General features: G+C 43.3%; 26 protein-coding genes. 4 read left to right on the top strand and 22 right to left on the bottom strand.

Annotation, left to right across the window (positions count from 1 at the left end; all coding sequences use genetic code 11):
• Window positions 1-50: 50 nt before the first annotated feature.
• From MJZ25_08985 to MJZ25_08975, 3 genes are all read right to left on the bottom strand, one after another.
• A complete protein-coding gene (locus tag MJZ25_08985) occupies window positions 51-731 on the bottom strand; it encodes a hypothetical protein (GenBank protein ID MCQ2124301.1) in 681 nt (226 codons plus the stop codon).
• 154 nt (window positions 732-885) lie between these two features.
• Window positions 886-1134 carry a hypothetical protein gene (locus MJZ25_08980; protein ID MCQ2124300.1) on the bottom strand — a complete coding sequence of 83 codons (249 nt, stop codon included), beginning with the start codon at window positions 1132-1134 and terminating at the stop codon, window positions 886-888.
• A 31-nt stretch (window positions 1135-1165) separates the two neighbouring features.
• Window positions 1166-1369, bottom strand: a complete 204-nt coding sequence (locus MJZ25_08975; GenBank protein ID MCQ2124299.1) for a hypothetical protein — start codon at window positions 1367-1369, stop codon at window positions 1166-1168.
• A gap of 345 nt (window positions 1370-1714) precedes the next feature.
• On the opposite strand from MJZ25_08975, the gene MJZ25_08970 reads away from it, so the two are divergent.
• Together MJZ25_08970 and MJZ25_08965 are read left to right on the top strand one after the other, a co-directional pair.
• Window positions 1715-2011 carry a hypothetical protein gene (locus MJZ25_08970; GenBank protein MCQ2124298.1) on the top strand — a complete coding sequence of 99 codons (297 nt, stop codon included), beginning with the start codon at window positions 1715-1717 and terminating at the stop codon, window positions 2009-2011.
• 76 nt (window positions 2012-2087) lie between these two features.
• Window positions 2088-2978 carry a Stealth CR1 domain-containing protein gene (locus tag MJZ25_08965; protein MCQ2124297.1) on the top strand — a complete coding sequence of 297 codons (891 nt, stop codon included), beginning with the start codon at window positions 2088-2090 and terminating at the stop codon, window positions 2976-2978.
• Window positions 2979-2980: 2 nt separating this feature from the next.
• On the opposite strand, the gene MJZ25_08960 is transcribed toward MJZ25_08965, so the two are convergent.
• From MJZ25_08960 to MJZ25_08910, 11 genes are all read right to left on the bottom strand, one after another.
• Window positions 2981-3628: a hypothetical protein gene (locus tag MJZ25_08960; GenBank protein ID MCQ2124296.1), complete on the bottom strand. Its 648-nt coding sequence runs from the start codon at window positions 3626-3628 to the stop codon at window positions 2981-2983.
• 1 nt (window position 3629) lies between these two features.
• Window positions 3630-4934 carry a VWA-like domain-containing protein gene (locus tag MJZ25_08955; GenBank protein ID MCQ2124295.1) on the bottom strand — a complete coding sequence of 435 codons (1305 nt, stop codon included), beginning with the start codon at window positions 4932-4934 and terminating at the stop codon, window positions 3630-3632.
• A complete protein-coding gene (locus MJZ25_08950; protein ID MCQ2124294.1) occupies window positions 4934-6229 on the bottom strand; it encodes a hypothetical protein in 1296 nt (431 codons plus the stop codon). The genes MJZ25_08955 and MJZ25_08950 overlap by 1 nt, the downstream gene beginning before the upstream one ends.
• 123 nt (window positions 6230-6352) lie before the next feature.
• A complete protein-coding gene (locus MJZ25_08945) occupies window positions 6353-7195 on the bottom strand; it encodes a tRNA(His) guanylyltransferase Thg1 family protein (protein MCQ2124293.1) in 843 nt (280 codons plus the stop codon).
• Between the two features lie 271 nt (window positions 7196-7466).
• Window positions 7467-7706 (bottom strand): hypothetical protein, encoded by a 240-nt coding sequence (locus tag MJZ25_08940; protein ID MCQ2124292.1) that lies wholly within the window; start codon window positions 7704-7706, stop codon window positions 7467-7469.
• Window positions 7707-7800: 94 nt separating this feature from the next.
• Window positions 7801-8181, bottom strand: coding sequence for a hypothetical protein (locus MJZ25_08935; protein MCQ2124291.1), 381 nt, complete (start codon window positions 8179-8181; stop codon window positions 7801-7803).
• Window positions 8181-9362, bottom strand: a complete 1182-nt coding sequence (locus MJZ25_08930; GenBank protein ID MCQ2124290.1) for an RtcB family protein — start codon at window positions 9360-9362, stop codon at window positions 8181-8183. Before MJZ25_08930 ends, MJZ25_08935 begins: the two co-directional genes overlap by 1 nt.
• Before the next feature lie 375 nt (window positions 9363-9737).
• Window positions 9738-10037: a hypothetical protein gene (locus tag MJZ25_08925; protein MCQ2124289.1), complete on the bottom strand. Its 300-nt coding sequence runs from the start codon at window positions 10035-10037 to the stop codon at window positions 9738-9740.
• 27 nt (window positions 10038-10064) lie between these two features.
• Window positions 10065-10403: a hypothetical protein gene (locus tag MJZ25_08920; protein MCQ2124288.1), complete on the bottom strand. Its 339-nt coding sequence runs from the start codon at window positions 10401-10403 to the stop codon at window positions 10065-10067.
• Window positions 10404-10441: 38 nt separating this feature from the next.
• Window positions 10442-11722: a transposase gene (locus MJZ25_08915; GenBank protein ID MCQ2124287.1), complete on the bottom strand. Its 1281-nt coding sequence runs from the start codon at window positions 11720-11722 to the stop codon at window positions 10442-10444.
• Between the two features lie 91 nt (window positions 11723-11813).
• A complete protein-coding gene (locus tag MJZ25_08910) occupies window positions 11814-12140 on the bottom strand; it encodes a hypothetical protein (protein ID MCQ2124286.1) in 327 nt (108 codons plus the stop codon).
• 113 nt (window positions 12141-12253) lie between these two features.
• Between MJZ25_08910 and MJZ25_08905 the strand changes: the two genes are divergently transcribed.
• Window positions 12254-12985, top strand: coding sequence for a hypothetical protein (locus MJZ25_08905; protein MCQ2124285.1), 732 nt, complete (start codon window positions 12254-12256; stop codon window positions 12983-12985).
• A gap of 9 nt (window positions 12986-12994) precedes the next feature.
• A complete protein-coding gene (locus MJZ25_08900) occupies window positions 12995-13678 on the top strand; it encodes a hypothetical protein (GenBank protein ID MCQ2124284.1) in 684 nt (227 codons plus the stop codon).
• Window positions 13679-13691: 13 nt separating this feature from the next.
• Here the strand turns inward: MJZ25_08900 and MJZ25_08895 are convergent, their stop codons facing one another.
• From MJZ25_08895 to MJZ25_08860, 8 genes are all read right to left on the bottom strand, one after another.
• Window positions 13692-14009, bottom strand: a complete 318-nt coding sequence (locus tag MJZ25_08895; GenBank protein ID MCQ2124283.1) for a hypothetical protein — start codon at window positions 14007-14009, stop codon at window positions 13692-13694.
• A 252-nt stretch (window positions 14010-14261) separates the two neighbouring features.
• Complete coding sequence (locus tag MJZ25_08890; protein MCQ2124282.1) at window positions 14262-14819, bottom strand: hypothetical protein; 558 nt, start codon at window positions 14817-14819, stop codon at window positions 14262-14264.
• 17 nt (window positions 14820-14836) lie between these two features.
• Window positions 14837-15832, bottom strand: a complete 996-nt coding sequence (locus MJZ25_08885; GenBank protein MCQ2124281.1) for a hypothetical protein — start codon at window positions 15830-15832, stop codon at window positions 14837-14839.
• Between the two features lie 135 nt (window positions 15833-15967).
• On the bottom strand, window positions 15968-16192 hold the full coding sequence (locus MJZ25_08880) for a hypothetical protein (GenBank protein ID MCQ2124280.1): 225 nt from the start codon (window positions 16190-16192) through the stop codon (window positions 15968-15970).
• On the bottom strand, window positions 16189-16380 hold the full coding sequence (locus MJZ25_08875; protein MCQ2124279.1) for a hypothetical protein: 192 nt from the start codon (window positions 16378-16380) through the stop codon (window positions 16189-16191). The genes MJZ25_08880 and MJZ25_08875 overlap by 4 nt, the downstream gene beginning before the upstream one ends.
• Window positions 16381-16576: 196 nt before the next feature.
• A complete protein-coding gene (locus tag MJZ25_08870) occupies window positions 16577-16798 on the bottom strand; it encodes a hypothetical protein (GenBank protein MCQ2124278.1) in 222 nt (73 codons plus the stop codon).
• The gene (locus MJZ25_08865; GenBank protein ID MCQ2124277.1) at window positions 16788-16985 is read right to left on the bottom strand and encodes a hypothetical protein; all 198 of its coding nucleotides are present in this window, start codon (window positions 16983-16985) and stop codon (window positions 16788-16790) included. The genes MJZ25_08870 and MJZ25_08865 overlap by 11 nt, the downstream gene beginning before the upstream one ends.
• Window positions 16986-16988: 3 nt before the next feature.
• The gene (locus MJZ25_08860) at window positions 16989-17393 is read right to left on the bottom strand and encodes a hypothetical protein (protein MCQ2124276.1); all 405 of its coding nucleotides are present in this window, start codon (window positions 17391-17393) and stop codon (window positions 16989-16991) included.
• Between the last annotated feature and the right edge of the window lie 5 nt (window positions 17394-17398).

The raw sequence follows: 17398 nt of genomic DNA, 5'->3' as shown, positions 1-17398 counted from the left end.
ATCCCGGGGGCATCCCCGGGATTCGTCTCCATAACACAACTCGTTCAGGATTACTTCAAACCGTCGATGTAACTGAGAACATCGGCATTGGAAGCCATGACTTCAGCAGAGCTCTGGCCATTCACGATAGCGTTGACGTGTGCGGAAGCCTTGCTATCATATTCCATGTTCTTGACAGCGGTGTCGATGTCGCCAAATACATGATCGATATCGATATTGCCATTTTCATCGATAGCCTGAAGGTTCTTGTAGAAATTGATCTTGGAAGAAAGAATAGTTGCCTTGGTTTCGATGAGGCGACGGTTCGACTTGAGCTTGGACAGCATCTTGTCAACACGTTTGCACATTTCTTCCATTGCAGCCTTCTGTTCCTTCAGGGTAGCAACAAAGTTTGCCTGTTCCTGTGCGTTGCGGCCGGCATCAAGCAGGTCGTCATTGGTGGTCCAGTCGACACCCTTTTCGATCAGCTGATTCTTCAGGCAAGACACCTGAGTCTGGAATCGGGTAAGGTTCTTTTCGGCTTGGCTCAATTCATCTTCGAGCGCCAGCTTACTTGCATGGATCTTCTTTGCGTTAGCTTCCTGCTTATCGAGAGCAGCGAGCGTTTCGTATTTGACAACTTCAAGACGTTTCTGAGCGTCATAGAGTTTGTCGATACCAGAGTCAACCTTGATGGCACCCCACTTGAAGAGTCCAAGGATTTTCTTGAAAATAGAAGCGATAATAGACATCTTTAGTCCTTTGTTTTAGTGAATGTTAGGCTGTTACGCCTGCGTCGTTAGTAAAAATACGTTTTTTGACCGGATTTGTCAACAAAAATTTAAAATTTTTAACGACTTGGGGTAGTTGAGTTAGTTTTCCATGCTTTCTGTACCATGTATCCACTTATTCCTCGTATTCTTCCAAGGTTAATTTCAACCTATACTTTTTAAAAGAATCGTCAAAGACAACATAGCCATTGGCTTCGCCAAACTTCTGAACGTGTCTAATTTGGGATTCATCTTCAAAGCAAGCAACTTGACACATACACTTATCAAATAACAAGTCACAATGAACATTAAAGTGCGTTTGTATACACGCATCTTCCATAGAGGATTCTTTTGCAAGGACAATGAGATTAACTTCTTTAGACATACTAAGCCCCATTTCATTTAATTGAAAAATATTATTTACTGCCAACCACACCCGATTCCTTCGCAGCGAGTGCCGATTCGAGTGCGCTGATACGGGCCTCATATGCGGCAGCAAGTTTACGCACATCTTCCTTCCATACAGTAGTTCGATACTTGTATTTGTACTCAATGCGGTCCATCGTCATTGTGTCATCGAAGAAAATTACACCGGGTTTAGATTCTCTACATCCTTTCATAGAAACCTCATAGTAAATCATACATATCAGTTGCGATTACGTTCAGTATTGTCTTCAGATATTTTTTAGAACCGTCAGTGCAACCCTGCGATCTAAACGCAAACAGCGGATCATTCATGAATATAACAAATAATTCAGCCGTCGCAATCGTCTGAAATCGTGCAACAGGGTTTTTGATAAGTCCGAACAGCCGCTTTCTGAACACGACAAATGTACTCGTCATTGATTCAACAGCAATACACCACCGTCGATCGACATGAGTAAAATTATAATATGTAACCATGACGTTAAAATAGCTTTAACCCGTCAATTTGTCAATACCATGATATAAACTATTTTAAAACTATGGGCGATAAAATGAACAAACAACAAATGTTTTTTAATACTCTGGATCAAATCGCTAAAAACACTGGCACGCAACAGTTATGCGAAGCCGTAAAAACTGCCTATACGATCTGTGAACAAGCGTCTGATACACCATCATTTACTTCAGACGGATTTAACACATACAATGAGACGCAGCTATACGGCCCATCAAAGGCGGTTCAGGATGAATTTGATGCATTCGTAAAGAATCACAATCTTACCGAAGAAGAAATTTATTATATGGTACTTCCATACGTCGGCAAGTATTACAAATAAGGATCACTCTCATACTGTAACCACCAAAACCGGCGAAAATACTTAGAGCTAAAGGCGAGTTAACCAAGGATACATAATGAACTCTCCAATCGATATAGTGGTGCCATGGGTAAATCCCAATGACGCCGCTTGGAAAAAACAGTACGAACACTGGCACCGCATTGATGCCGGTGTTGCTGCCGAATGCCGATACAGGGACTTCGGCGTTTTTAAATATACGATCATGGGCATGATAAAGTTCTGTCCATGGGTCCGCAATATCATAATCGTACTTGCTTCGCCGACGCAAAAAGAACCATGGATGGATACGATCAGTGAAAAAGTCCGTATCGTATATCATGAAGACTATATACCCAAACCATTCCTACCAACATTTAATTCGAATGTGATCGAAATGTTCTTCCATATGATACCGGGTCTAGCGTCAAACTTCATCCTGTTCAATGATGATTTTTATGTCGTGCAGCCAACCAAGGAAACCGATTTCTTTGTGGACAACCTTCCGGTTGATTTTGCGATACCGAAGCACAACTGGCTTAAAGGCGGGCTGTTCGACACTACTCAGCAGAATAACCAGCGTATTGCCAACCGCATTCATCACAAGAACACGGGATATGCCGACTTCCATTTTCCCATTGCATACAATAAGAAAACGTGGATTGACACATGGCTAAAATACCCTGATGAACTTTGGTGCGCCCTAATGGATTCTAGATTCAGGCAACCCAAAAACGTCACACACTGGATGTTTAGACACATTCAGCTTGGTACCGGAAAATTTTATTCATATGACCTGCACAACAATGCCACATATATCGTACTTGGTGATGGGACTAGTAAAAAAGCAATGCTGGATGCAGCATTGCATAAGAAGGTAATCTGCCTTAATGAGCAAGAAGGCCTAACGTTCACTTACGATGCGATGAAGGAATTCATGCAGGCATTTTTTAAAAGCATGTTTGAATAGTCTTAATCACGGACGCATCTGACTGGAAATGCCAGTACTGGGCTTGGACCATTTACTGACCCAGTACGAACATTGTTATCAAACTTGGTTAGCCATAATACGGTACTATTGTTTTCGAGCAAGCAGTATGCATTCCGTTGAAGATCATTGATTTGGCCAGATTCAACTTCAAGACTTCCAAACGGGACAAACGACAGCCCGAGGTCATATTTACCTACTTTCATATATTTCCCGGCGCAAAGCGGGCCACCAAAATAATTGGATATCCAAGTAAGTTCAGAATAACGCATTACATGCCATCCCTCCGGCGCAAGCGTATCTGTAATACGGGAATAATACATTACGTCGCATATCCCATTATTGACGGAGAACGAATCGTAATCAATCGGGAAATACAGCGTGTCTACCATTATTTCCATATTTTCGTACCGTACAGTCCTGTACGTAACATTATTCCGTGGATCAACAAACGACCCTTTCTCTGGAAACTCCGTGCCATTGATCAATGAATTGGCGTAGTCGGCAACAATCGGCACCTCGCATCCAGCATATTTCAACGGATTTAAGCTAATATCGCCGTATGGGATTATTATAGATCTATCCTTCAACCCTGCAATTTCGCCAATACAAAGATCAATATCGGTTGACATATTATGTCATCTCCACAACACGTCCGGGTTTCCCAATCGGATTGCCATTCTTGGTAATAACCCATACCACATCCATCCCGTCAGCCGATTTAGGATCGACATCACATGCAAACCCATCTGTCATGATGACAAGCTGACTGTAACCATATTTACGAGCATGATTAAAACAGTCTTCGAAATCGGTTCCGCCACGACCAATGAACTTAATCTCTCCGATAGCTCCACGAGTAAAAACAACCTTCGAGTCAGGTTCCTTAACTGTGGTGTCGAAACTCCACAAATATACACCAGTGTAATATGCAATGCGTTCGATTTCCGATACAAACCTCGAAAGTGAATCGATGTCAACACTGCCAGACGTATCCACGTATACCGCAACCGGCTCAGTGAATTTCGTCACGGTCCCCAAGAACGGTTTTCCGTAGTGTTTGTTCCAGCGGCGCCTAGTAGGTGTTTTGTCCGGCGAAATAAAGTCGCCCGCATAAAGCCTTAGGAGATTTCCCCAATTCAATGTTCTAGCTTGTGCAGCCTTGACAATTTCGATTGCGTCATAGCCGATGTTACCCCATGTATTGTTTCGGGTAGCTTCTTCTATCATATCTGCTATGATATCATCGAGGACCGGGTCCTCGTCATATTCTTCGCCATGATCAGCAGAAATACGGCCTTTAGTGATCTGTCCTAATGCACAGTTTTCGTCGATATCATCCCCATTTTCGCCAGAACCACTAGAATTACCATTTCCGCTACCATCGCCAGTACCATTGCCAGAACTACCGCCACTGTCATCACCCATAAATGAAACTTGGCTTGGGTCATTCAGGTCATATTTGCGGATAAGCAAATCCTTGTACTGTTCATATGACAGTTTTTCAGGAAAGTCAAACTGGCTAGGGAGAAGACCGGCCGGGTCACCAGCACGTTTACCGAACTTTGATTCCTTAAACACAGGCATATTGGTAAACTGGTCATTTGGTATCATGCAGTTAATTGCCAAATCCATGGCAACGTTGTCTATGTACGCATAGGCCTTGTTTTCCGACCTTCGATGCGTACAGTGGTGCAACATGACATGCATCATTTCATGCATGAGGCAGAAATTACGCTCACGCTCGTCCAGCGGTTCGACAAACGACCTGTTATATCGCAGTGACACTGCGCCGTTGCGTACAGATACACCCATCGTTTCAATATGCGGGTCTTCAATCTTTTCCATGCCGACAAGCATATTGAAGACCAACGGACAGTTGATCATCAGGCGACATATAGTGCCGTCAAAGCTTTTTTCGAATTCTTCATCAGTCATTACTGCACTCTGATATCGTCACGGCTAAGGTCATCTACATTAAGATCATAACGCTTGCAGAATGCCGTGCACCACTTCTCATATGCAGACTGCTTGCCCGGTTCCTTGGCTACATTATTCATAATCGCACGGTTAAATACATTATAACGCAACGGTGTATTCTGCCATTCAGCAAACTGATGCTTGTTAAGCTTGTTCCATTCGGAATACAGGGCTGAAACCGCTTCACCCGGGCATACCTGCAGGAATGCGGCCACATTATGTGCCTGTTCATCGTCAAGCGTAATGTCGGTAATATATGGGACTAATGCACGTACAACGCCAACAGCAGATGTCGGATCCTTGGCAAAAGCCTTTTCTACACTATCCCTGACATCTTCAAATGTTTCAACGATGTCCTCTGGAGTCACCTTGAATTGGCGTTCCTTGAGACAATATGCAGCAAACTTGGTGGCATATGTCTGGCCAACGTGCATGGCGGCAACGTCAGTCAAATAAGACGCTGAACCATTAACGATATCATCGCCTTCCAATGCAAAATCTTTCAACGCTTCACCAAGCGTAGTCCAGTCTCGTGGGCAAGGCGGCTTCTTTCCGGCAATATACATGTCACGGATCGTATTAGTCGGCAGCGAGATACATTCTTTATGCGCATCAAGGAATTCCGGGACAATACTGTGCATCGTCCCCTCTTCTACACGTCGATTCCAATCTGCGAGGAATTCCGAATTGGTCGGGGAAAATTTGGTTGACTTGATACGGCTTTCCTGAGCAGGATCAGTCTTCGTACCGTGATAAATTTCGATATTATCGTTGTCGGCGCACACTACATAAGTCTTTTCATGCAACGGGGCACCAAACAGGGTATGTTCCAACAACAATTCCATGATACCATCCTGAACCATAGGGTTGCCTCGCTTACGTTCGTCGAGAAACAGGATGTAGATATCATCATAATTAGTCAGTCTAGTGTACTTTCTGCCATTGGACTCAAAGAGCTCTTCCATCATGTCATCATAGCACTTTGCTGTAGGGATCCAGTTCGGCGGACAGTTGTATGTACGGCCATTGAACTCAATAAAGTTACCAATCAAGTCGGCAGGGTCCATAATGGATACACAACGGGTAATCACATGAACACGATCGATAGGGAGACCATGCTTCTTTGCAATCAAATCACGCATAGTATATTTGACGAACGACGTTTTCCCGATACCGTGATTTCCATCAAGACCGAGCGTGTGGGTAAATTTGAGCCCATGCATAACATAGCGGCTAAGTGATTGTATGTTCATGTATTCTCCATTTAAGGTGTTTAGCCAAATATAACACTTTTTACAGTTGTTGTCAATATTAGCCGCAAAATAAAAAGTATTATTTTACGGCTTTACATGAACATTTATGCTGACCGGCGCCATCTATGGTGTTGGCGTCTGGCTATCTTGATATTTGCCTCGATAATCCAATTCTCTAAACACCGGATCAGCACCATCAAACAAATATTCAGCCTGATTTTGTATAGACCTAAGTTCTTCGCCAGCGAATCTTCGATACTCAGACCTAGTTACCATCAAGTCAGGGCACTGTCTAGCGGCATGCTTTTCAGGCAACTGTTCAAGCTCGTCTACGGTGTATTTACGAGTTACCAATACTCGCTTAACAAACACCCCCTGCCGATATTCGGCGGGATACGAATGATATGATACCCCAATATTCGCCAGCATGTCAATCTTTTCATCACTATTCTTTGACAGCAATTCTGAATGGGAAAAATGCGACTGTGCAACCATGCTGATACTATTCTTGATCGAATCGGCCTGACGCCAGCTAAACACCATAGCTGCAAACGCCATATTCGGGACATTCCAGACACGACAGTCAAAATATGCCTGCTTCGTAATTCGCATACCCAAGTTATCTTTGAATTCATCGCTTCGGACCAAGGTATTAAACGATACACTTGCAACGGACGCCAGCATGCTGCACAACTTCTGGATACGAGCCTTAAAATAATAATCGTCCAGCTTGTTCATTGGTTTCAGCACAAGAGTTATTTCATCTGATTGCGTATAGCCGAGAACTGCGTCACATTCTTCAATCAGGTCCTCGACCACACGGTTCATGACTTCACGCAACTGAGGATCAAACGGCTTCAAGCACTTCTTCGTAACCGTATGAAATGCACGCCCGTCAAGACGCACGCAAATGGGAAGCCCGGGCAGTAGAGTTTTTTGTGCTTCAACGCTTTCATACTGCTTCATGTAAATGTCAAAACTAGAATACGCCATAATACTCCTCATGTGTAAAATATGCTTCATCCGTAAAAATGCCCATTACTTCAACTCCTTACCGCATACTGGACAAGATTTAACCTTAATCCATTTGGATTCATAGCAAATTGTAGCAACCAATTGTTTAATTTCGCCACTAGCCAAACTAGGTTTGGTCTTATCTTGAAGAATCAAACGACCATCACAAATGAAAAGTACGGAATTTTCATTTTCAAGAATAGGCTTATGATGTTCACAGCATTCACACATCTTCAATCTCCAAAGTTTTCAACAAGTCATTAACAATTTGTTCACAAGTCGCCTTGCTTATAGACCAGTTTTGTTCTTTACGATGACATACATCGCACATAGTACAACCATATTCATTTTTCTGTTCATCTTCATTCATTTCACTATGGAAACGGCAATTGTAACAATATGCGGTGTTCAATTTTACATACACCATATCTATGGCTTTTTTCTTGGCATCTTTGATATCCATATGTCTACCTTTCTGGATTATCCACGTATACAGTATCGCCAACTTTCAGATCACTGAATTTCAACGCCATCGCCGTTGCCCTTTGGTTTACATTTTAATAATACATTAACAATACAGGAAGATACTTGATACACTTATCAAGATCGTTAAATGTAATGCTTTCACTGGTTTCCCGACGAACATATAGTCCATCAGGTGTATCGCTCTTTTCCGACTGTAATGCAACAACTTTATCAGAGAACACCTCAATCTCGATGTACTTTTCCGTCATCACATTAGTAAATGCCCTTGAAATCGTTTTATTTTGCTCAAACTGAACCGAATTCCGCCCAGTTGCAAACAATTCGAATCCTGATGGCAGCGCATCCTGTATTTTCTCGGCATTTTCAAGAACCTGCTCGGATATAGGGTCGGCAGAATATCCATCCCACCCCTTCACCGAGCAGTCACGACGTATAGACGCAATCGTATTCATCAATATGCCGCCTTGAAATTGTACACTGGCTTAATGATCTTTTCAATATCTACGGTATCGCCAATATTATCAATAATTTCCTGCATAGGCTTATAGGCCATAGGCGATTCATCCTTTGTCCCGGCGTTCACGCAGGTAGTGTAAATTCCTTCCATGGACTTCTTGTATTCTTCCATGGAAACGGTATCCTTAGCTACTGACCTAGACATGATGCGGCCAGCTCCGTGCGGTGCAGAGTAATTCCAGTCCGGATTACCCTTACCAACGCAGATTAGGGCGCCATCACGCATATTCATCGGAATGATAAGTCGCTCGCCAGCCTGTGCAGACACCGACCCCTTTCGCAAGATCATGCGGTCCAGATCAATGTAGTTATGAATAGTGCAGAACTTATCGATTACATGGAATCCCATATTCTTCACTATTTCATTCATCATAGCCTCACGGTTCAGGACGGCAAATTCCTGTGCAATAGCCATGTCGTGCAAGTAGCCATCAAACGATTCACCCTGCAGATAAGCCAATGCCGGTGGCGTTGAAAAATGTTCAATATTCTGCAACGCATGTTCGATTTCGGTTTCCCTGCCTTCGGACTTCAGCTTAGCGATGATTGCACCACGCTCATCTGTACGAGTCTTGCACTCCTCAATAGCCTTGCGCTGCCAGTAATCACATACAGCAACGCCGAGGTGACGGGATCCGGAATGGATCACGACATAGAAAAACCCATCGTCATCACGGTCAACCTCGATGAAATGGTTTCCACCGCCGAGCGACCCGATGGACAACAGTTCATCCGGCTTGACATCAGCAATCAGGTCATCTAGGGAGAACTGGCGTGCAAGCGGATGCTTATCCTTGCGATGGTTCTTGCCGGACGGGATTTTCTCACGGATAACCTTGTCTAGCTTCCCGAATTCGATGAACGGGTCCTTGATCTTGGCAACAAGCATGCCACATCCTACATCCACACCGACCAGATTAGGGACAATCTTATCCTTGATGGTCATCGTAGTACCCACGGTACAACCCTTACCAGCATGTACGTCCGGCATGATTCTTACCTGCATATCGGCAGACCAGCACTGGCACATCATATTCAAAATCTGAGCATATGCGGCGGATTCCGGTATATCACAGAAAACCTTTGCAGTATTGTACTTGCCCTGAATTTCAATCATATAAAACCTCTAATTTACCGTCCAAATATACATATTTACGTATCAGCCGTCAAGTACAAACTGTATAAAAACACACATTAGCTAGGTGAATCAACACCTAGCCAATGTTTAGTTCACCCACACTTCGTGGGACATAGCCTTTATAATGTATATACGAACACGTAATAAATTACATAGATCCAACTAAGGATTCCATGCAGAATGGCCCAGCCAATGCTGTGATTGATCCCCCATGACAATATCACGGCGATCACAATTCCAATCACTTCAGTTACTGGTATTCCACTACTTGAAGAATTATTAGTCGACATAGTTACCTCACATTTCTTGAGTTATCGTCCATACAAAGCCGATCAGGACCACCATCATTAAGTTTCATGGCTTCTTGGCTCGTGGGTTATAGTTGTGTTGCTTCAAGGTGTCAACGGCGTCATTCGTGAATTTTTCAAGCGCATCATAGATTTCCTTGTACTTGGTGTATTGACGGGCAGCAAAATCTTCGGAAGACAAGTCACTTGTGTAGTTATATCCATAGTTGCATATGCCGCTATAATACTCCAGCTTATGCTTGATGGAAAACATTTCATGTCTAGCTTTTCGCACGAGTTCCCATAGTTCGGCATCATTTTTAATGTCGGCTATGTTGATGTTCACAAATTGGTTCTGGGCAGTCATTTTATTCCTTGAAAATTGTTGATGCGGTTAAAACGGCAACTCATCACAAGTATTGATGCCATGCCGCTTGGCAAATTTTTTTATGTTGGCTGTCGTTTTTGCAATTCGGTCGGCAATGGAGTCGACTTGTTTTCGGGCATATTCTGTCAACCCAACAAGCTTGGTACAAAACTCAGATTCACCCAGTGTCGAAATATTGTCAAAACAAAAAGTGAGCACTTCAATACAGGAACCATCCACATTCATACAAAATACGCCTTCAACCTTATCACCGGCACGAGACTTATATAATCGGAATGCCGGCTTATTCGGCAAAAACCATTCCGCCAAACATGCATCACTTTTAACAAACCCGGCAACGGCCATAGCCCTAGTTAATTCTTGATCAGTGAACTACCCCCACCCTAAAGGGTGAGAGCTTCTGTTTTTCGCTTCGACGGAGCAACTTGTGCGCTACTAGCGGTGCTAATATGCATAGAGGTAGCTACCTCAGCGGAGGCTTGTTCCAAGCACTCGGCTCTTTTGGATGAGCCAATCATCAAGACTACACGGGCAGAGTGGGTATCCCTATCCAAGATATACCCACAATCACACTTATATGTTCGTGTGCCCAAACCAATCGGATTGATACACCCACAGTTAGGGCACAGCTTGGTAGTTGGTTCCCATTTTGATATTTTGAAACTGCGCCCACTTGCTTCAAGAGCAACAAGTCGTTGTTTCAGTGAACCAAGGCAAGAGGACTGGACTTGTTTACCAAACCATCCCTTATGCCAGTTCTTAATCTGCTCGTCTTGAAAGTATATAACATCATAGTCAGTTACTAGCCTATGGTATATCTTGTTGGCGATGTCTGTTCTAACATTAGCCAAGTGTTCATATTCCCTAGCCAGCTGACACTTACATCTCCACCTACGCTTGGAGTCCTTCTGCTTCTTGTTCCTATTCAGCTTTTTGCTCAGGAACTTCAGGTACTCCGATTCTTGCACATTGCAGTTGTACTTGTCACCGAACGATGTCGTTATGGAATCCTTTATACCGAAATCAAGACCGACCTCTCGGTTGGTAGGGTTCCTTGATGACTTCGGCAGCATTACGCTAATCTTAACATAGTAGCCAGATGCCTTACGGATTAGCTTGGCATCCGCTATCTCAAACTCTTCAAATTGATGTAATTGGTTAATCCCATGAACTCGCAACTTACGAAATCCGGGGATGGTTATCCTACATCCATCTATAATCTTCGTGAAGCCTGTTATGATAGGGATACAATTAACCTGTCTCTTATACTTCAATGCACCTATCTTTCTACCAGACTGCCTTGCCTTGGCAAGATTGCATATATCAGTCAGCTTTTGGGCGACAGTCGCCCTGTGCAACACGGATGGCAAGGTAATGGTTGATACAACCTCATTCCTGTCCTTATCAAAGTGTGTCACTTCCTTATGCTCGGTATACTTGTAATCAAACATACTACTGTCCTTGGACTTGGACAGCATATCGTTGATTACCCACTTTGCTTCCTTAAAGCAATTGGCTAGTTTCTGGAACACTTCCTTTGGATTGTGCCTTACGGATACCTTGAGTTCAAATACACGGCAGACCTGTGTCTTCCGTTTTGCCTTCGTTGCGGACATACTTGCCCGTATCTTGGCCTTTGTATCTTCACTTCTTATCGGTTCCATAAGACTTAATTTCTTGACTTCAACTATTGTTTATATGTTTTCTACTCAAAAATATAATTATTTCTACATCATACAGATTGTAATATTTTCTTTACATACATTGCCGACCTATATGCCACCCTAAAGGGATGGCATCTTGCGGTCGGTTATTCTTTGTCAAAAACTCAGGAAACGCCCGGCGAATTAGCGGGATATGCACGGGTCGATATGCGTCTTCTTTTGGGAGGCCAAGCAATTCTCGTCGTTTTTCTTCATATTCCTGATGATTTAATGCACTAGCTATGTCATAATCGCTATAATATTCACCATGCCCATGACATTTAACTTTGGTTGAATACTTGGCCTTTATATCGGCTTCCTTCTGGTCGTACTCAAACTTTAAAACCTCAAGTTGCCATTGGATATCGTTTTCGGGCATACATGACCTCGCCGTTACGGATATTTGTGTATTTGCCATACAATTTTAAAAAATGCCGATGCTATTGTCAACCCATCGTTTACAAAACCCAGATCAAATGCTATATTAGCTATATGAACACATTTGCTGAAGACATATTAGGTACCGCATGCCACACGCATTTATTGGATCGCATCATCGATCGAATCAACGCCGTACGGGCTGATAAAATATCCAAAGAGGATATTGAATTGAATCCACTGTTGTACACGGAGTTTCCACAGGGGATTATCAAGGCGTATGCCAATTCGTTAGTAATGGGAGAACCATTCAATCTGCATTTCAGCGGATTCACTGACTGGAGGGACCGTCACTCATACAGCACGATCATCCTTCCGAATGGCGATGAATGGATGATAGACGACCTTAGCTTTATCCCAGAATCAGTAGATAGCGACACACAGACATATAGAGATGTGTACAAGGCAACGCTGGTATCCCGCCAAACGATGAAATACAATGTCACCTACGGCGGACCGTTAGACGAACTGAAACCATTTGGGTGGCGGTTTCCTACTAGAGACGATATAGAAGAATTGGCAAAATACTTCGCCTTGTACGACGAAGACAAGCACAAAACGGTTCTGGTTTCAATGATGAATGGCATTTTCTTTACATTACCAGACAAGGCATCTGTTTTTACCATGCTGACCGAAGGTAATGAACGTTGTATAATTCATGATGCATTTGGAAACTACCTGAATGATTTCAACTATGTGTTTGGTCTTAGGGGAACTACAATGAACCCGATCCGATGCGTCCGCAGCCCGTTGAAAACGGCACAGGCCACGTTCAGCTGGGTATAAACTGGTTGTATGGAATATAATGAATACATACAGGACTTATTGTGTTTCGACGACATGGGCACAACCGGCTCGCTGGCCGACATACATGAGATCAAGTCCGATATCAGGTCCCGACGGTTCAACAATGCTTACGGGAACAGCTACTATGCAATCGCTTTCGGTGTTTTGGCATGCTTCTGTGATCTGCAGAAGAAGACCCCTGACATGGACTACAGGAACGGCATGGAGGCTGATATGTGGTCCGATCAAGATATTCAGAACATTATTGATGATGACCCGTTTTTCAAGATGACCGTAGACCGTATATATAAGTGGCTTGATATGAATACCGGGTCCCGTGTATACCGAGGACTGAAATTTACCAGAGCGGTATGGAACCAGTTTGAACATCTAGACAATGCTGGCCTAATACGTGTATTGGGTAATTTAGGAAAAGAATACAACTCGTATTCACTGGACCCAAACGTGGCTGCATCGTTCGCTAAAATTGCATATAAGAATGGTGTGTTTACCCCAGATCCAGTATGGCATGATGGTGCGCATATAGTCCTGTCCGGTATAGCCAAGGAAGGTACAATACTGTATCCCAAAACGGCCTATATGCAAGCAAAGTACGGTAATGAGGCTGAAATGCAAATCGGATCATCCATATCGCTGGATGACCCGAAAATTGAATACTTGAAAGTATATTAAAAGCAAACCTATTTTACGCATCCGAATTGAATCGTTCAAATCCGAATTGACTGTGCGATGACGGACCTGAATGGAAATCATTGACCGGCCCTTGTTCGTTTTCATCCGTTTCAAACTCAACTTCTAGGTACTTATTGCGTTCCCGGTATCGACGGACTGCTTCCTTAGCCACCATTGTGGCATACTCTTTCAACACAGAATCGTAACGATTGTCTATAACGCCATGATGCATATAATGGCGCATCTTGAATGGGCAACAATTACACAGCGGATCCATGCAGTACATGATGGTATCTTCATGGCAATCGCACTTACAAACTTTCAGCTGCATTCTTTCACGACTCCTAAAATAAAGCTAAAGTGTTTTTCGCTTACTACTAGTGTCGGTCGATGCCGACTTAGATTTGTCATGTTGTTTTTCTTCATCAATGGAAACTAAGGCTCCGATCCACCCAAGACACAATGCACCCCCAACCAACCCACATACAGGGTCAAGAACATCATACGTGCACATAACAGTAAGAGCAAAGATAATGACTGATAACACTACATATTTGATCATATTGACCTCTTCAAAAAATGGTTATTTATCGATGTCCAGAATGAAATAATTCGGGACAGCATTGCCAGCAAGCATATTGCCAGCCTTATACTTGCCACCTGTAATTGATTTGGACGGTGTTTCATCACCGTTCCGGGCAATTACAAATGCGTCGCCATGACCGTCATTCACAACCGTGTTCAATATATCGCAAAGCTGCTTGACTGTCATGCAATCCTCGCTCACGGCAGGGGCAAAATACGATCTGTATTTGGTCATCCACGAAACCATGACATCGATATCAGATGTGTGTTCGGCGTAATATTTTCCGTCGTAAGGAGGGTTCAACCAGATAGTGAGCGTTTGCAAATCATAGCAATACTCCAGCGGCAGCTTTTTCCCTGTAATGCCAAATATATGGGCATATTTAAACGTATGAAAATAATTAGTCTCGGTCTCGATTGTGCATTCCGGAAAATACCTGCGGCAAACTTCAACAAATTCTTCGAATTTCATGTGAATAATATACATAATACCTACCGCACTGTCAAGCAACAAAATCCCCGCCATAAAAGACTGGCGGGGATTCACCGAATTCATAATGGTTATTTATGGGATCAATCTTGTCGGGGTGCTCGGCCATATGCCGATTCCCAGCGACGTAATGCCTCGTCACCCCACGCATCTACTGTACGCTTATAAGCCAACTTATGTTCAAATGTATTTGTTGGACGGCCATATGCGACAAATAACTGATGCAGCGTATCTAACGCATCAGCCAGATCGTCGGCGTCAGAAACGATAGCTTCATACGGAATATCGTCTACAATAGTGTTAAACTGTATGTTTTCGTCTTTATGGAGATCCGAATCATCAACAATATGCGGATCATCCATGACTAGGTACCCCATCTCAACTTCATTATTAGCATCATCAACCACTTCATGATTAGCATCATCCACTTCATGAACAGGCATGTCATCCATAACTAGGTCCTCCACTTCATGATTAGGCTTGTCAGCAAAGAGGTGCGAGTGATTTGCCGCATATGCAGTGACACCATCTAAATCATCGGTCTCCATATCGAAAACGGCCTTGTTGGTCCTGCTCCTATTATATGCACTCGTTGTTCGGGCACGACCCGTTGACGGGCGATCAATGCGTTCGTTTCGGCAATGGTCAAGCGCTGCGACAAATTCTTTATACTCAGGGGTACCATATTTGTTCTGATATAAGTATTCCAGATACTCATGAACACCGACGTTATCTGGCAGCAATCCACGATCACGTAGATATCGAGCTGCCCGAGGTGAACTATGCTTCAGTAATTCATAGGTTGTATTCTTATCGCCAACTTTTCCATAAATACCAGAGCCTCGGTTACCACTTCGAAGAACCATAGAATCGGTGTCAAATGAAGAATTTGACAGGTCATGATGATTCCGATCGAACGCTTTCTGCGTATTTCTAGACTTGCCAAACAGATTATGGCCGGTTGTTCTATCACGGTGAGAACCTTCACAGATAGCATATGCTTCACGGATGGCCCCAATAATTACCGGGTCCACCGATTCCAATTGATTTAGCATCCCAACAAAAGCGTCATTATACATATATGGATCCTTGCTTAGACAAGATAAGTTTATATGTTCCATATTCTTATGCCATTGTATACGATGCCAGATTAACTCAATTTTAGCAAATTCCTTTATATAGTTCCGTGGTCAATTAGCCACAGATACAATTAATTACAACGACCTGACATTAGCGTCATTAAGCAAACGCTTGATGTAAACGACTTTATCGGCAACCGGATATGCCAGACCGCCATTTTTCATATCACCATATGGGTTATCTGAGCCGCATTGACCATATGCATAATCAATACGGTCGATTAGATCGACCATGGCTTGTGCGATTTCTTCGGTGACCACATGTTTTCTGCCACTTACAACTACGTTTAATGTTTTCATTTCATCCTACCATATTTGGTAAACAGTGCATTATACGCATCCCGGCCAATGCCTCTATTATCCGGAAGATATTCACTGGTCTTTTCGGCGTACTTGTTAAACAAGTCTTCATCGCCTATTGTACCTTGTTCGATGACGACATCATCCATGCTCGGTTTAGTGATATCTTCATACTTACGATGTTTCATCACATATACATCTACGCAATTAGCGGAATCGAATATGAGAACGATTACATAACCGTCATACGCTATCTGCGCAGTATACTTGTATGACCAATTACCAACGCAGGTTTTCATCACGACTACACCGTAATATACGATGCTATCCATAGGAAGACTGGATGATATTTTTGCGTTGATCTTGTTAATTACATCGCCATAGCTAATCATAATAGAATTTCACCTCGCTATTTTCTGCATCAAATGCGGCAGTCAACGCCTCAGCAATGGTACCACATGCCTCGCATGATTCTTCAAGATTTTCAAGGTCCATGTGATAGTAATGCTTGCCATCGTCATCCACATAGGATACATGCTTGTCTAGCCTATCCAGCAGATAATCGGCTAGTGCAATCTTTGCAGTATTTGACAAATTAGGTTTCATACTGTTCCTCAGTTGAAATGCGTCGAACGGATTCTACGATTTTATCGCTCATGATGAACGAGCCATAGAACGTGATCAATGCAGCATATTTACATGTGGCGCCAACGACCACGCCTCGGTATAGTCTAGCCGGTTCGCCATATCCGTCCGTACCGTCATACGAATATACGATTAGATATTGATTCATAGACTACCACTCAATCAGATTCTCGGACATGTCCTGATCAGAAAATTCGGTACAAGGCAACCCACGCTCAGTGAACCACGCCGATACTAGATGACGATGGCAGAACTTTCCGGGCGCTTCATAGCACAGGAGCACCAGTTTCGACAAGTCGCCGGAGATTTGCTTTAGGTCGTTAACCACATCTTCGAATACCAAATTGTCGAGGACCTCTGATCCGAACCGTTCGACATAAAATGCGTTGTCGCCTTTATGTGCCCCGTATTTCCATTCATTGAAGAAGCCGAGCTTCGGGGCCAGCTTCTTGTACTGCGGACCCCTATACTCGTCAGGCACCTTACCGCAAATAGCCAATACGGTGCATCCGGCGGCCTCATAATCATGTATTCTATCAAAATATCCGGTAAACATACATC

Source organism: Fibrobacter sp. (genome assembly GCA_024399065.1).
In the GTDB taxonomy this organism is placed as follows: domain Bacteria; phylum Fibrobacterota; class Fibrobacteria; order Fibrobacterales; family Fibrobacteraceae; genus Fibrobacter.
This window is presented reverse-complemented; position numbering and strand designations above follow the sequence as displayed.